Origin of the sequence: Halorussus amylolyticus (assembly GCF_004143485.2) — an archaeon.
Taxonomy (GTDB): Archaea; Halobacteriota; Halobacteria; order Halobacteriales; family Haladaptataceae; genus Halorussus; species Halorussus amylolyticus.
In genome coordinates this window covers 512341-527008 of record NZ_ML974131.1, presented here as the reverse complement: position 1 = coordinate 527008, position 14668 = coordinate 512341, and the positions used below count along the sequence as shown (strand labels likewise).

The following is a 14668-nucleotide window of genomic DNA, read 5'->3' as shown; positions in this document are numbered from 1 at the left end:
CGAAGTCCGTATCGGTGAGCTTTAAATCCCCTGGGCGAAAGCAAAGTTCAATGGTATCGTTCGTCCTCGCCGCCGACGGCGCGTGGTCGGGTCTCGACGTGGCGTACTTGCTGGGTGGAATCCTGTTTCTCTACCTCGGTGCGGAGCTACTCGTCAACAGCGCCTCGAAGCTCGCGGTCGGATTCGGCATCAACCCCGCGACGGTGGGCGTCACCATCGTCGCGTTCGCCACGACCGCGCCAGAACTGTTCGTCAGCACGGTCGGCAGTATCGGCATCTCCGACGACATCGGTCTCGGCAACATCCTCGGGTCGAACATCGCCAACATCGGTCTCGTCCTCGGCGCGTCGGCGCTCGTCCGACCCATGTCCATCGACAAGGAGATACTCCGAAAGCACGGTCCGTTCATGTTCGTTGCGGCCGCGCTCCTCGTCGTCCTCGGACTCGACGGCACCCTGAGCGCGTTCGACGGGTCGGCGATGCTGGTGCTGCTCGCGGCGTTCACCGGCTACCTGTTCTACAACGCCCGACAGAACGACGGGGAAGTCGCCGTCACCGAGGACGTCGAACTCGACGGCGACGAGTCCGCGACGCTCCGGGACGGTGCGATACTGGTCGGCGCGGGCGCGTTCCTGCTCGCGGGGTCGATGGGCCTGCTCGAAGGCAGCACGAATCTGTTGCAGGCGTACGGCTTCAGCAATCTGTTCATCGCGCTGACGGTCATCGCGTTCGGCACGTCGCTCCCCGAACTCGCGACCTCGGTCGTGAGCGCGTTCCGGGGCGAGAGCGAGTTCAGCATCGGCAACGTCATCGGGAGCAACATCTACAACATCCTCGCGGTCATCGGGATTCTCGCAGTCGTCAACCCCATCACGGTCAGGACCGGCGTCCAGTCGTTCCACTTCCCGATACTCATCGGGTTCACGGTCGGCGCAATCGCGCTGATGGCCGCGCGAAACCGGATTTCGAGAGTCAGCGGCGTGCTACTTCTGTGCGGATACGCCGTGTTCGTCTACGCGCTGTTCCCGTAGCGGAACACAAGGCCTACTTTCTCGCCGGGAGTATCACGACCGAGAGAAATGTACAGCCGAGTGCGCCATCCGTTGACCGCGGCCGCGGTGGCGGTACTGCTGACCGCCCCGTGGCTCGGTATCTATCTTACCGGGTCGTCGGGTGGGGTGGAGACCTTCACCCTCGTCGCTATCTCCGGGGTCGCAATCCTCGGAGCCTCCTTCATGCTGGCGTGGGGTGCCGAAACCGCGGAGAAGGACGTTCCCAGAGCGTTCGCAATCGCGGTCCTCGCGGTCCTCGCGGTCGCTCCCGAGTACGCGGTGGACGCCCTCTACGCGTGGCAGGCCGGGGCGAACATGGGTACCGAGCGCGGCGTCGAGGCCGGAAATCTCGCAATCGCGAACATGACCGGCGCGAACCGCATCCTCATCGGTCTCGGGTGGTCGGGCATCGCGCTGTTCACCGTCTACCGAGCCGGGAGTTCGAGCGACCACGCGGTGGTCGAGCGCCCCGGCTTCCTCCGGAACAGGGTGGAACTCGACCGGAATCTCGCGACCGAAATCGCGTTCCTGCTCGCGGCGACGGCGTACGCCTTCTTCGTGCCGTTCGGGGGCGGCATCGGTCTGACCGACACCGTCGTCCTCGTGGGGCTGTATCTGACGTACATCGCCATCATCATCCGGGGCGACGTGGACGAACACGACGAGCAGGTCGGGATTCCGGCGTACTTCCAGAGCTTCTCGAAAGCGCCCCGAATCGCCACCGTCCTCCTGCTGTTCTCGTACTCGGGCGCGATGATTTACACCGCGGTCCACCCGTTCGCCCACGGACTCGAAGAACTCGGACTCGCGCTCGGCATCCCGCCGTTCTTCATGATTCAGTGGATTGCGCCGCTGGCCTCCGAGTCGCCCGAACTCATCGTCGTCGCGTACCTCGTCAACAAGGCGCGCTCGACCGCGGGGTTCAACGCGCTCATCTCCTCGAAACTGAATCAGTGGACCCTCCTCATCGGGACGCTCGCGGTCGTCTACTCCATCGCGGCCGGACAGGTCGGGACGCTCTCGTTCGACCAGAAGCAGGCGGCCGAAATCTGGATTACCGCGGCTCAGAGCTTCTTCGCCATCGGCGTGCTGGCGAACTTCAACATCAGCGTCCGGGAGGCGCTCGTGCTGCTCGCGCTGTTCTCCTCGCAGGTGCTCATCGAGTTCGGCGTGCTGCAGACCGTCGCCGAGCCGAGAGCGACCGAACTCAGCATCCTGCTGCTGTACGCCTACACGGTCGTCTACCTCGTCGTCGGGACGTACCTGTTCGTGACCCGGCGCGGCGAACTCCGAGGAATATTCACCCGAACGCTGGCCAACGCCCGAGACGCGCTTCCCGGCGGGTCGGAGAAGCCCGAACACGCCGACTGAAAAAGACGACTCCGGCGCACCGGTCGAACCGCGGCGCGGTTCGACCGGTGCGCCGGAACGTCCGTTCCGACGCGCTTTTCGCGGTCGGCCGACCTACTCTCGGGCGTGATAGCCATCGTCGTCAGCAGGGCCGATTCGGCCTCGGTGCACATCGGTGACCACCTGCTGGACCTCGCCGACTGGGAGACCCGCGAAGACGAGTCGCGTCCCGACGCCGAGGGCGGGGCCACCTACTACCGACGCGAGGGGTTCGAACTCCGGGAGTTCGACGCGCTCCACCTCGAAATCGAGGAGACCGCAGAACCCTTCGACTCGCCCGACCTGCTCGTGTTCGTCTCCCGGCACTCGGGCAACACCGGCCCGCTCCTGACTGCTCACTTCACGGGTAACTTCGGTCCCGCGGAATTCGGCGGCACGGACGGCGGTCTCGCCGAGACGTGCCCGAACGCTCACGACCGCCTGCTCGACGCCTTCGCGGAACACGCGCCCGAGGGCTACGAGGTCGGCACCGAGTGCACCCACCACGGTCCCTCCGAGGTGGGCGTCCCCTCGCTGTTCGCCGAACTCGGGAGCGACGAGGCCCAGTGGGACGACCCCGAGGGCGCGCGTGCAGTCGCCCGAGCGGTCCTCGACTTGGAGGGCGTCGAACCCCACCGCGAGCGACAAATCGCGGGCTTCGGCGGCGGCCACTACGCACCCCGATTCACCCGAATCCTCAGCGAGACCGACTGGGCGGTCGGCCACGTCGCCGCGGACTGGTGTCTCGACGCAATGGGCGCGCCCGAGGAAAATCGCGACGTGATTCGACGCGCGTTCGAAGCGAGTCGGGCCGAGCGCGCGGTGGTCGACGGCGACCGACCCGAACTGGAGTCCGTCATCGAGGACCTGGGCTACCGAGTCGTGAGCGAGACGTGGGTGCGCGAGACCACGGGCCGCCCGCTCGAACTGGTCGAGCGCCTCGAAGCCGACCTCTCGCCCGTCGGCGAGGGGCTTCGGTTCGGCGAGCGCGCGGCCGACACCGAGACGGACGGCGACTACGAACTCGTCTCGCTCCCCGGCGACCTGCTCGCGGAAGCCCAGGGTATCGACCCCGAGACGACCCGCGAGGCGGTCGAAGCCCGCGCGGTCGCGTTCGAGACCGAACAGAGCGGTACCCGCACGGCGGGGCGGGTCGCGGTTTCCGACTCCGAGGACCGCGAGGCGCTGGTCGAAAGTTTGGTCGATGTCCTCGCCGAGAAGTACGATTCGGTCGCGCGCGAGGACGGCGCGGTCGTCGCGCGCGAGACGACGTTCGACGCCGAGAAAGCGCGCAAACTCGGCGTCCGCGAAGGCCCAGCGTTCGGAAAGCTCTCGGCGGGCGAGTCGGTCGCGGTGGACGGCGAGGAGATACCGCCCGAGGCGGTTCGGAGCGAGCGCGTTCGACGCTTCTCGGAGTGAGTTCTGCGAGTCGAGGTTCGGAACGAGACAGGTCTGATTCCCGTAACTATCGGATTCGTCAGACATTCGTCCGACAAAGAGGGGAAAGATAATTACGCTCCGTTCTCAATGCCACTTCAGCATGGACTCGCTAGTCGAAGACGCCATCGAGGAAGCCGAGGAGACAGGGTCCTCTCGGCAGTCCGCTTCGGGGGGGACGAAGGACGTGAATCCCTCGGGGACGATGACCGACGAGGAACTCAAAGACGTTCTCCAAGACCTCCAGACCGACATCACCGTGGTCGGGTGTGGCGGTGCCGGTGGGAACACGGTCAATCGGATGGCCGAGGAGGGCATCCACGGCGCGAAGCTCGTGGCCGCCAACACCGACGTACAGCACCTCGTGGAGATAGAGGCCGACACCAAGATTCTGATGGGCGAGCAGAAGACCCAGGGCCGGGGCGCTGGCTCGCTCCCGCAGGTCGGCGAGGAGGCCGCCCTCGAAAGCCAAGAGGAGATTTACGACGCGATTCAGGGGTCGGACATGGTGTTCGTCACCGCCGGACTCGGCGGCGGGACCGGTACCGGCTCCGCGCCCGTGGTCGCCAAGGCCGCCCGCGAGTCGGGCGCGCTCACGATTTCCATCGTTACGACGCCGTTCACCGCCGAAGGCGAGGTCCGCCGGACCAACGCCGAGGCCGGACTGGAGCGCCTGCGCGACGTGTCTGATACTGTCATCGTCGTGCCGAACGACCGCCTGCTCGATTCGGTCGGCAAGCTCCCGGTGCGACAGGCGTTCAAGGTCGCCGACGAGGTGCTGATGCGCTCTGTCAAGGGCATCACCGAACTCATCACTAAGCCCGGTCTCGTGAATCTGGACTTCGCCGACGTTCGCACCGTGATGGAGAAAGGCGGCGTGGCGATGATAGGGCTCGGCGAGAGCGACTCGGACGCGAAGGCACAGGACTCGGTGAAGTCCGCGCTCCGGTCGCCCCTGCTCGACGTGGACATCTCGGGCGCGAACTCCGCGCTGGTGAACGTCACCGGCGGCAACGACATGTCCATCGAGGAGGCCGAGGGCGTGGTCGAGGAGATTTACGACCGCATCGACCCCGACGCCCGCATCATCTGGGGGACCTCCATCGACGAGGACCTCGACGGCGAGATGCGCACGATGATAGTCGTCACCGGCGTCGAGTCGCCCCAGATTTACGGCCGGAACGAGGCCCAACAGGCCAAGGCCGACCAGCGACTGCAGGACATCGACTACGTGGAGTGATAAGGTCGGTTGTAACTATTTGCAGCAGTCACACTCTCTCGGGTGAACCGGACGTGAAATCGTCCGACGACGGATGGGGGACGGGAACGAATTACAACCGGCCCTATGAGTCCGCGGTCGCCCCGCGGTCGCCCTGTGGTCCCCGTTCGACCGCCCTGACCGACCCTCCGCGTCTCGTTTCCGGTCGCGCGTTCCATCTCCAGCCTCGCGTATCGCCTCTAGCCCCGCGTCCACTCGCCGCGCGAGCGCGGCGAGTGGACGCGCCAAGAGCAATAGATAGAAAAAGCCCGCTCCCGAAGTTCCGATAACATGGATGTCAAGCTAGACCTCACCTCGTACGTCCGCGTGCTGAAGCTCGCCAGCACGCCGTCGTGGGAGGAGTTCTCGAAAATATCGAAAATCGCGGGAGCCGGAATCGTCCTCGTCGGCCTGCTCGGGTTCATCATCTTCGCAATCATGAGCTTCATGCCATCGTAGGTGGTCACGAATGCCAATGTACGCAGTTAAGACGACCGCGAGCCAGGAACGAACAGTCGCAGACATGATTATCAACCGCGAGGAGCCGGACGTTCACGCCGCGCTCGCGCCCGACTCGCTCACGAGCTACGTGATGGTCGAGGCCGACAACAGCGCGGTCCTCGACCGGGTCCTCGAAGAGATTCCCCACGCCCGGAGCATCGTGCCCGGCGAGAGCGATATCTCCGAGGTCGAACACTTCCTGTCGCCGACCCCTGACGTGGAGGGCATCGCCGAGGGCGACATCGTGGAACTCATCGCCGGACCGTTCAAGGGCGAGAAGGCCCAGGTCCAGCGAATCGACGAGGGCAAGGACCAGGTGACGGTCGAACTGTACGAGGCGACCGTCCCGATTCCCGTGACGGTTCGGGGCGACCAGATTCGCGTGCTGGACAGCGAGGAACGGTAAACGTACGCCGAGCGGAGCGAGGCGTTTCGCCGACCGCGTGCGCGGTCGGGCTTTTTTGGTCCAGATTTTTGCGACGAGCGGTGCCGCCGCGTCCGAGCGAAGCGAGGACGTGAGGACACCCGAGGCGGAAAAAGGTGGGCGACCAGATTCGCGTGCTGGACAGCGAGGAACGGTAAACGTACGCCGAGCGGAGCGAGGCGTTTCGCCGACCGCGTAGGCGGGCAAACTTTTTCACCGAGCGCCGAGCCGCTCGCGGAGCGTCTCGGGGTCTCGAATCTGAACCATTCGAAGCGGGTCGCTGTCGCTCCAGCCCGCGGGTTCGAGGTCGAGCGTCGCGGTGCCCAGCAATCGACCGGGGAGCCCGGACGACGCCGTCACGGTGTCGATTTCGTTGACGCCGACCGCTCGCTGTGGCGCGTCAAGCCACCGGTCGTGAGCGACGACCGCGTCGTCGTACAGTCGGTACTCTAAGGTCCCGTACTCGGCGTAGTGGACGAGCGCCCGGAGTGCGACGATTGGGAGTCCAATTGCGGCGGCCACGGTGAGACCCAACCGCGCGCCGCCGAAGCTGAACAGCGCGACCACGCCGACGAACAGGAGACCGAGTCGTCCCTCGCCGCCGAGGAACAGGAACGTGACGCCGCGACCGACCGCATCGAGCGCGAACGCCTTTCGGTCGGGGGTCACGGTTCGCTCGGGGTCGCCGCCGGGGGTCGCTACCGGCGGGAGGTCGATTTCGTCTTCGAGGTGGTCGGCGAACACCGGTCGCCCGCTTTCGGTGTGGTCGCGCCAGAAGACGTAGAGGTCGTAGCCGAGTTTTCCGAGGACCACCGCCGCGAGCGCGTACGTCCCGATTCCGGAACTCTCGGCGTCGTTCCCGACGACCACGACGCCGACGAAAAAGAGGACGAAGACGCCGAAAAGGTGCTGAATTGGCGTCCGAGCGAGCGCCTGCGGCGAGGTCGTCCGATACTGCTCGTCGCGGACGTAGTCGGTCCAGAACTCGACGCCGCGAGCGACGAAGATGGCGAAGCCGCCGACCAACACCTGTTCAATCGCTTCGACCGTGGGGGCAGAAAGCGCGAACACCGCGAAACTGAGAAACAGTTCCAGCGGGCCGAAAAAGACCACGAGCGGGAACAGGACCGGGAGGTTCCGCGGGTACACCTTGGGGAGGAATCGAGTGAGTCGGACCCCGCCGCGCTTGTCCTGCAACGGCTTCGGCGGGCCGGGGGTCTTGGCGTCGTCCGTCTCGGCGTAGCGCTCGGCGAACGGCACTTTCACCGCGGTCCAGAACAGCACGGCCCACATCTCGACGACGTAGAGACCGACCAGCACCGTCGCCGACCACCCGAGCGAGACCACCGCGACGACCGGAATCAGATTCGACGCGACCACCATCGCCTGCGAGACGCGCTGATTCGTGACGGGCGGACGGTTCACACTCGAACGTCTCGGATACCGGTCAAATTCCTTTCGTCTTCCCGATGTGACCGGATTCCGGTCTTCGAACGGCTTTAGTAGGCTCCTTCACTACCTCCCCCCAATGACTCGAATCGTCGTGGTTGACAACCACGGGCAGTTCACCCACCTCGAACACCGGACGCTCCGCGACATGGGCGTGGACACAGAAATCATCGACAACACCACGCCGGCCGACGACATCGACGCCGACGGCATCGTCCTCTCGGGCGGTCCCGACATCGACGACATCGGCAACTGCGCCGACTACCTCGAACTCGACGTTCCCGTCCTCGGAATCTGTCTCGGCCTGCAGGCCATCGCCGAGATTCTCGGCGGCGAGGTCGGCGGCGGCGACTACGGCGGCTACGCCGACGTGACTGTCGAGATTCTGGACGACGACGACCCCGTTGTGGGGTCGCTCGCGCCCGAGACGCGCGTGTGGGCGAGCCACGCCGACGAAGTCAAGGAGGTCCCCGAGGGGTTCGCCTGCACCGCCACCAGCGACATCTGCGGCGTCGAGGCCATGAGCGACACCGGCCGCGACCTCTACGGTGTCCAGTGGCACCCCGAGGTGGCCCACACCGCCGAGGGCGAGGAACTGTTCGAGAACTTCGTCGCGGTCTGCGAGTCGTAACGCTTCGCTCGTCGTTTGCGGTTGCGGTGCGATTTCAACGGCTCAGCGGGAGAGGTGGTCGTTTCGAACGTCAGCTCGGTCGCTTCTGCGTGTAGATAACGGAGCCACAGAAGCGACTATCTCGAAAGCCCTCGCCCGGTCGCGGGCGGCAGGCCGCGACCGGGCGACCCCTTTCAGTCCCGTGAGGAACGAACGGGACGTCGAAAGACGAGCGAAACGAAGTCTTTCGGAAATCCCACCCGAGGTGTGTCACCGGCTGACTCTCGGCGGCTGTCCCACCGGGCGCATTCCCGTGATTCGTTCCACCGACCGGACCCCGAAATCGACGGCGGCGAGTAGCATCTTTTAACCGTCGGGTCTCGTATCTTCCATTCATGACAGCGACGCAGGGCGACCTCGCGAGTCTCTCGCGGTACATCTTCGCCGCCCCGAGCTGGTACGCCAGCGTGGCCTTCGCGCTCGTGGTCGCCGCGGTCGCGGGCGTCGGCGCGTTCGACGCCGGATTCGTACTTGAGGACGCGTGGCAGGGGGTCTTCTTCATCGGCGTTCCGACCGTGGTCGCGAGCCTGCTCACGACTCCCGTAGACCGACGCCTCGGCGGCCAACTCACCTACAATCGGTCCTCGCTCCTCGCGCTGACCTGCGAGGGCGTGCTGGTCGCGGTGATGGCGGGCGCAGGCGCGGCAACCGTCCTGTTTCAGCGACTCGACCAGCAGTTCGTGTTCGACGCGCTCATCGTCGGTCTCGCGTCGGTGTTCGCGCTCCGCCTGCTGGTCCTGCTCGCCATCTCCGGGAAGTCGGTCGTGGTCGCCGCGATTCCGGCGAGCATCCAGACCGCGGCCGCCGCGTTCTTAGTGTTCGTCTACAGCGGGACGATGCAGTACCTCTACCTCGGAGGCGGCCCGCTCGCCGAGACGCTCGTGGAAATCGTGATGAGTCGGGCCGACGAGGCACCCCCGGCGCTCGGCGCCATCGTCGCGGTGGACTTCGTCCTCCTCGCTGTTCTGTGCGTCCTCTACGGATTCGCGGTGTGGGTGTTCGTCCGATTCATCGACCGGCCGTGGGAGCGGAGCCTCGGCGTGAGCATGCTCGACTTCCTCCGGGGGTTCGTCGGCCACATCGCCGAGGGGACCGACGAACTCGAAGACTTCTTCGAGCAAATCGGCGAGAAAGCGGTCGTCCCGGTCACGGTGCTGGCGTTTCGGTGCGGCGATGGTTCGGAGAAAGCCCGGTTCGTCCTGCCGATGATTCACCCCGGGCCGATGGGCGAAATCGGCGGCGGAAACCTCCCTCAGCGCGTGGCCGAGACCGCCGACGGACTCGGCTTCCCGCCCCACGCCACTGCGGGCCACGACTTCAACCTCGTCACGCAGCGCGAACTCGACGCCATCATCGAGACCGCCGAGTCGGCCTACGAGAAAATCGAGTACGGCGACACCGCCTCACCGAGCGTCCGGGCCCAAGCCGGGGACGCGAAGGTCATCGGCCAAGCGTTCGGCGACGACCTCATGCTGACCGCGACATACGCCCCGAACTGCACCGACGACGTGATGTACGCGGTCGGCCTGTCGGCCGCCGCGGAGGCCCGGTCGAGCGGCTTCGACGACGTACTGCTCGCCGACGCCCACAACTGCAACGACGGCATCGAGGACGTCGAAGATATCGGCCACGTCTACCCCGGCAGTGAGAAGTCGTTCGACCTGATGGAGGCCGCCCGAGACGCCGCGACCGACCTCGCGGACGCCCCGCGGAGCGAGATTCGACTCGGCACCGCGTGGGACCCGACCGACTGGGAACCCCACGAGGGAATCGGCCCGCTCGGGGTCAGAGTCGCGGTCTTCGAGGTCGGCGACCAGACCACCGCCTACGTCCTCGTGGACGGCAACAACATGGAACCCGGTCTCCGGGACCGAATCGTGGCGGCCGTCCGGGAGGACGCCGAGGCGACCGACGACCCCGTGGACGCGGTCGAGGTGCTGACCACCGACAACCACGTCGTCAACAAGACCAAGTCCGAGAATCAGGTCGGGGCGGCCATCTCTCAGGACGCGCTCGTCGCACTCGTGACCGACCTCGTGGCCGAGGCCCGCGGCGACCTCGAACCCGTCGAGGCCGGGATGGCGAGCGAGCGCGCCGAGGTCACGGTGTTCGGCAACGACCGGACCGAGACGCTGGCGAGCCACGCCAACGCGGTCATCTCGATGGGCGGTGCCTTGGCCGGTGCGGTCATACTCGCAGCGATGGCCATCAGCGTCGTCATCTTCTTCCTGACGTGAGTCGCACCAATTTTCGGCCTGTGTCAGGTCGTCCCCGATTCGACTCTATTTCCGAGCGTGGCGTACCCCCGACTCGGTGGGAGAAATGACAGCGCACAACGTAGGAGATGAAACGGTCGCGGCGCTCGCCGCCGACTTCGCGGGAACGTTCGTCGTACCGGACGACGACGCCTACGAGCAGGCCCGGCGGGTCTGGAACGGCATGGCGAACGCGCGACCGGCGGTGGTCGCGTACTGCACCGGGGTCGCGGACGTGACGGCCGCGGTCGCGTTCGCGCGCGAACGCGACCGCCCGGTGACGGTTCGAGGCGGCGGCCACGGCGTCGCCGGAAACGCGGTCGCGGACGGCGCGGTCGTGGTGGACCTCTCGGGAACGTCGCCAGTATGCGTATCGAACCCTCTCTGGGAGGGAAGTAGAACTGCGTTTCGCTCCTCGCGTCGCTCTCGGTTCGGCTTCGAAAGAATACTGCATACCACAAGTACCCCTACCTGCGGTGTTTACACACGTACACGGGCCGGGGATATGCTTTGTGGTGTCGTTCGAAAGACGGAATCGAGTTCAGTCCGCGTCCTCGAACAGGTCGTCTACCGCCGCGCGCGCCGCGAGCGCGGCGTCCTCAGCGACTTTCTCCTCGGTGTTGCGCGAGTCGGGGACGTTGAGATACACGTCCACGTCGAGGACGCCTTCCTCGAACGTGACGGTCACGTCGAAGTCCTTCACCTCGGACTGCTTGAACCGCGAGAAGATAACGTTCTCGGCGGCTTCCGCGGCCGTCTGGACGACCTCGTCGTCACGTGGCATTTATGCGCCGCCAGCGCCGCCCATGCCGGGACCCTGCGGGCCACCGGGGCCGCCACCGCCGCCGAGCATCTGCTGGAGCTCCGACTGGAGGCTCTCGAACTGCTCCTGGACGCGCTCTTCCTGCTTTTCGAGCGTCTCGACGCGGATTTCGAGACTGCTGACCTTCTCTTCGAGGTCCTCGGACGCCGTCTCGAAGTCGGTCTCGACGAGGAGTTCGCCGACCTCGCGGTACATCGTGGTGTCCTCGTCGATGTCGTCGAGCTCGTCAAGCGCGGTCTTCGACTCGTTGAGCTGTGTCTCGGCCTGATTCTTCTGGGCGGCGACCTGCTGGGCCGTCTCCTGAAGGTCCTGCAAGTCCTCGAGTTTCTCTTGTGCTTCCGGTGGCAGATTACCCTGCATACGTCGAATCATGCGACCCGGACTGAAAAACCCCCGCTTTCGGTTCTCGGTGCGAGAGTGGCGTGATTTCGTGTTCGACCGTGGCCGACTCGATGTGATTCCGTGTCCGACTGCAACCAACTCGACGTGACTGTCCGCCCAACCGTGACCGCCACTCGCACGGTGCCTATGAGACCGCACAGCACCGCAACCGCACACACAGCAACCGCGGCCGCACGCACCGCAACCCACTCCCTCTCACGCCGAACCAACATTTAAATACGGAGACGAATAACCTCGAATCGTGCTACGCACGGCCCGCGTTTCCCGGCGTTCGACGGCACTCGCTCGCGCTATGCGCATTCGGAGCGACGCCTAACGTCGGGAGGACCTGCCGGGCCGTGACACGCGGCGTTTTCGCGGTGGTGAAACCCGACCGCTCGCTCGCATCGCCCGCGAGTCTCGACCTCGCCGAACCGACACCGAACACACCGATGCACGAACACCGAAATCGGCGGGTTTTACACCCGCGAACGAGGACTGAGTAACATGAGCCACGACGACTTCCCGACCGACAATCCGGCGGTGGTCACGTGCGGTCTGCCGTACGCCAACGGCGACCTGCACATCGGCCACCTCCGGACGTACATCAGCGGCGACGCCTACGCCCGCGCGATGGAGAAACTCGGCCAGCAGACCGCGTTCGTCTCCGGGTCCGACATGCACGGCACCCCGGTCGCGGTCAACGCCGAGAAGGAGGGCGTCTCGCCCGAGGCGTTCGCGATGCGCCACCACGAGAAGTACGCCGAGACGTTCCCGAAGTTCAACGTCGAGTTCGACAACTACGGCCACACCCACGACGAGACCAACACCGAACTCACCCAGGAGTTCGTCCGGTCGTGGGTCGAGGAGGACCACGTCTTCGAGAAGGAGATTCAGGTCGCGTGGGACCCCGAGGCCGACACGCCGCTCCCCGACCGCTTCGTGGAGGGCACCTGCCCGTACTGCGGCGCGAAGGCCCGCGGCGACGAGTGCGACGAGGGGTGTCAGCGCCACCTCGAACCCGGCGAAATCGAGGACCCCGTGAGCACCATCACGGGCAACCCCGCCGAGTACCGCGCCCGCGAACACAAATTCCTGCGACTCTCGGACTTCCAGGAGTACCTCAAGGGGTTCATCGACCGACTGGAGGGCACGAGCAACGCCCGGAATCAGCCCCGAGAGTGGATAGAGGGCGAACTACAGGACCTCTGTATCACCCGCGACATGGACTGGGGCATCGACTACCCGAGCGAAAGCGACGAAGACGGAGACGGAACGAGCGAGGAAGACCTCGTCCTCTACGTCTGGGTAGACGCCCCCATCGAGTACGTCGCCTCCAGCAAGCAGTACACCGAGCGCGTCGGCGCGGACACCTTCGACTGGGAGCAAGTGTGGAAGGCGGGCGCACCCGAACCCGGAGCGTCCGACGAGGCCGACAACGAGGCGTGGACTCAGAGCGACACGGGCGAAATCGTCCACATCATCGGCCGGGACATCATCCAGCACCACACCGTCTTCTGGCCGTCGATGTTGCGTGGTGCGGGCTACAACGAACCCCGCGCGGTCATGGCGAGCGGCTTCGTCAACCTCGACGGGGACGCGTTCTCGACCAGCCGAAATCGGGCAGTCTGGGCGGACGACTACCTCGACGAGGGGTTCGACCCTGACCTGATTCGGTACTACCTCACCACGACCGGCGGCTTCCAGCAGGACGTGGACTTCTCGTGGGAGAAGTTCCGAGAGCGCGTCAACGGCGAACTCGTCGGTACGCTCGGCAACTTCGCCTACCGGAGTCTGCTGTTCGCGGCCCGGAACTACGAGGGGACGCCCGACGCCGACACGTCTGAGGAGGTCAGCGAGCGCATTCGCGAGGCGATAACCGACTTCGAGGACGCGGTCAACGACTACTCGCTCAAGCGGGCGGGCGACGCCGCCGTCGCGCTGGCTGGCTTCGGTAACGAGTACATCCAGCGAAACGAGCCGTGGAATCTGACCGACGACGACCCCGAGAAGGCCGAGCAGGTCATCTACGACTGCGTCCAGTTGGCGAAAGCCGTCGCGGTCCTCTCCGCGCCAATCCTCCCCGGCAAGGCCCAGACGCTCTGGACCCAGTTGGGCGAGGAGGGGTCGGTCCACGACGTGCCCCTCTCCGGCGCGCTCGAAGCGCCGCCCGCCGACTTCGGCGAACCCGACGAACTGTTCGAGAAGATAGAGGACGACCGCGTCGAGGAACTCAACGAGAAGCTCGAAGCGAGCGTCCAAGCGGCGGCCGATGCCGCCGAGGAAGACGCGGACGAATCCGAGGACGAAACCGTGACAGACGAATCCGACACCGAATCCGACATCGACATCGAACCCATCAACGACGACCGCATCAGCTTCGACGAATTCCAGGACCTCGACCTCCGAATCGGCGAAATCGAGGTCGCCGAGCCAATCGAGGGTGCGGACGACCTCGCGCGCGTCGAAGTCGATATCGGCGTCGAGACCCGCCAAATCGTGGCGGGCATCAAACAGCTCCACGACCTCGATTCGCTTCCGGGCAAGAAGGTCGTCATCGTGGCGAACCTCGAAAAAGCCGAACTATTCGGCGTCGAGAGCAACGGCATGTTGCTCGCGGCGGGCGAAGAAGCCGACATCCTGACGACCCACGGCGACAGCGGTCCGGGAACGAAGGTTCGGTAGACTCGACGCCCGAACGCGCGAACGCGCGACCCCGACTCACGACTTTTGCGAGAAGCGCCACGGTCAAGCGACCGGGGAGCATCGCGTCTCGCATGGACGACTCAGCCCGGAAACGCGAAAACGCCGACTCGTTCGGCGCGGTGGCCGACGCCTACCGCGAGAGCGCGATTCACCGCGAGGGCGCGGACCTCGACCTGCTCGCGGAGTGGTGCGACGGAGCCACTCGCGCGCTCGACGTCGCCTGCGGCGCGGGCCACACGGCTGGCGCGCTCGCGGCCTCTCGGGCCGCGAGCGCCCCCGGGTCGGAGACAGAAGGGTTCGCCGCCGACCTGACCCCCGAGATG

The 14668-nt window shown here is 65.8% G+C and carries 12 protein-coding genes and 2 pseudogenes; 11 read left to right on the top strand and 3 right to left on the bottom strand.

Going from position 1 to position 14668, the window contains the following annotated elements:
* The first annotated feature begins 50 nt into the window (after positions 1-50).
* The 6 genes from EKH81_RS06590 to EKH81_RS06565 all read left to right on the top strand — a co-directional run bounded on the left by EKH81_RS06590 (position 51) and on the right by EKH81_RS06565 (position 6043).
* A complete protein-coding gene (locus tag EKH81_RS06590) occupies positions 51-1031 on the top strand; it encodes a calcium/sodium antiporter (protein ID WP_132057361.1) in 981 nt (326 codons plus the stop codon).
* A 48-nt stretch (positions 1032-1079) separates the two neighbouring features.
* On the top strand, positions 1080-2423 hold the full coding sequence (locus EKH81_RS06585) for a sodium:calcium antiporter (protein ID WP_132057359.1): 1344 nt from the start codon (positions 1080-1082) through the stop codon (positions 2421-2423).
* A 105-nt stretch (positions 2424-2528) separates the two neighbouring features.
* The gene (locus EKH81_RS06580; protein WP_132057357.1) at positions 2529-3860 is read left to right on the top strand and encodes a D-aminoacyl-tRNA deacylase; all 1332 of its coding nucleotides are present in this window, start codon (positions 2529-2531) and stop codon (positions 3858-3860) included.
* 121 nt (positions 3861-3981) lie between these two features.
* Positions 3982-5118 carry a cell division protein FtsZ gene (gene ftsZ, locus EKH81_RS06575; RefSeq protein ID WP_132057355.1) on the top strand — a complete coding sequence of 379 codons (1137 nt, stop codon included), beginning with the start codon at positions 3982-3984 and terminating at the stop codon, positions 5116-5118.
* Positions 5119-5427: 309 nt separating this feature from the next.
* On the top strand, positions 5428-5595 hold the full coding sequence (locus tag EKH81_RS06570; RefSeq protein ID WP_132057353.1) for a protein translocase SEC61 complex subunit gamma: 168 nt from the start codon (positions 5428-5430) through the stop codon (positions 5593-5595).
* 10 nt (positions 5596-5605) lie between these two features.
* Positions 5606-6043, top strand: a complete 438-nt coding sequence (locus tag EKH81_RS06565; RefSeq protein ID WP_132057351.1) for a transcription elongation factor Spt5 — start codon at positions 5606-5608, stop codon at positions 6041-6043.
* Between the two features lie 231 nt (positions 6044-6274).
* Here the strand turns inward: EKH81_RS06565 and EKH81_RS06560 are convergent, their stop codons facing one another.
* Positions 6275-7486 (bottom strand): DUF6498-containing protein, encoded by a 1212-nt coding sequence (locus EKH81_RS06560; RefSeq protein WP_132057349.1) that lies wholly within the window; start codon positions 7484-7486, stop codon positions 6275-6277.
* Positions 7487-7589: 103 nt separating this feature from the next.
* On the opposite strand from EKH81_RS06560, the gene EKH81_RS06555 reads away from it, so the two are divergent.
* The 3 genes and pseudogenes from EKH81_RS06555 to EKH81_RS19820 all read left to right on the top strand — a co-directional run.
* The gene (locus EKH81_RS06555) at positions 7590-8141 is read left to right on the top strand and encodes a GMP synthase subunit A (protein WP_132057346.1); all 552 of its coding nucleotides are present in this window, start codon (positions 7590-7592) and stop codon (positions 8139-8141) included.
* Positions 8142-8515: 374 nt separating this feature from the next.
* Positions 8516-10417 (top strand): DUF2070 family protein, encoded by a 1902-nt coding sequence (locus EKH81_RS06550; RefSeq protein WP_132057344.1) that lies wholly within the window; start codon positions 8516-8518, stop codon positions 10415-10417.
* Positions 10418-10502: 85 nt separating this feature from the next.
* Positions 10503-10775 (top strand): annotated as a pseudogene (locus EKH81_RS19820) (FAD-binding oxidoreductase); the annotation flags it as partial.
* A 201-nt stretch (positions 10776-10976) separates the two neighbouring features.
* On the opposite strand, the gene EKH81_RS06540 reads toward EKH81_RS19820, so the two are convergent.
* On the bottom strand, positions 10977-11219 hold the full coding sequence (locus EKH81_RS06540) for a DUF3194 domain-containing protein (RefSeq protein ID WP_132057342.1): 243 nt from the start codon (positions 11217-11219) through the stop codon (positions 10977-10979).
* Positions 11220-11618 carry a prefoldin subunit beta gene (locus EKH81_RS06535; RefSeq protein WP_132057340.1) on the bottom strand — a complete coding sequence of 133 codons (399 nt, stop codon included), beginning with the start codon at positions 11616-11618 and terminating at the stop codon, positions 11220-11222.
* A 528-nt stretch (positions 11619-12146) separates the two neighbouring features.
* On the opposite strand from EKH81_RS06535, the gene metG reads away from it, so the two are divergent.
* Together metG and EKH81_RS06525 are read left to right on the top strand one after the other, a co-directional pair.
* On the top strand, positions 12147-14324 hold the full coding sequence (gene metG, locus EKH81_RS06530) for a methionine--tRNA ligase (RefSeq protein ID WP_132057338.1): 2178 nt from the start codon (positions 12147-12149) through the stop codon (positions 14322-14324).
* Between the two features lie 92 nt (positions 14325-14416).
* Positions 14417-14668 (top strand): annotated as a pseudogene (locus EKH81_RS06525) (class I SAM-dependent methyltransferase); the annotation flags it as partial.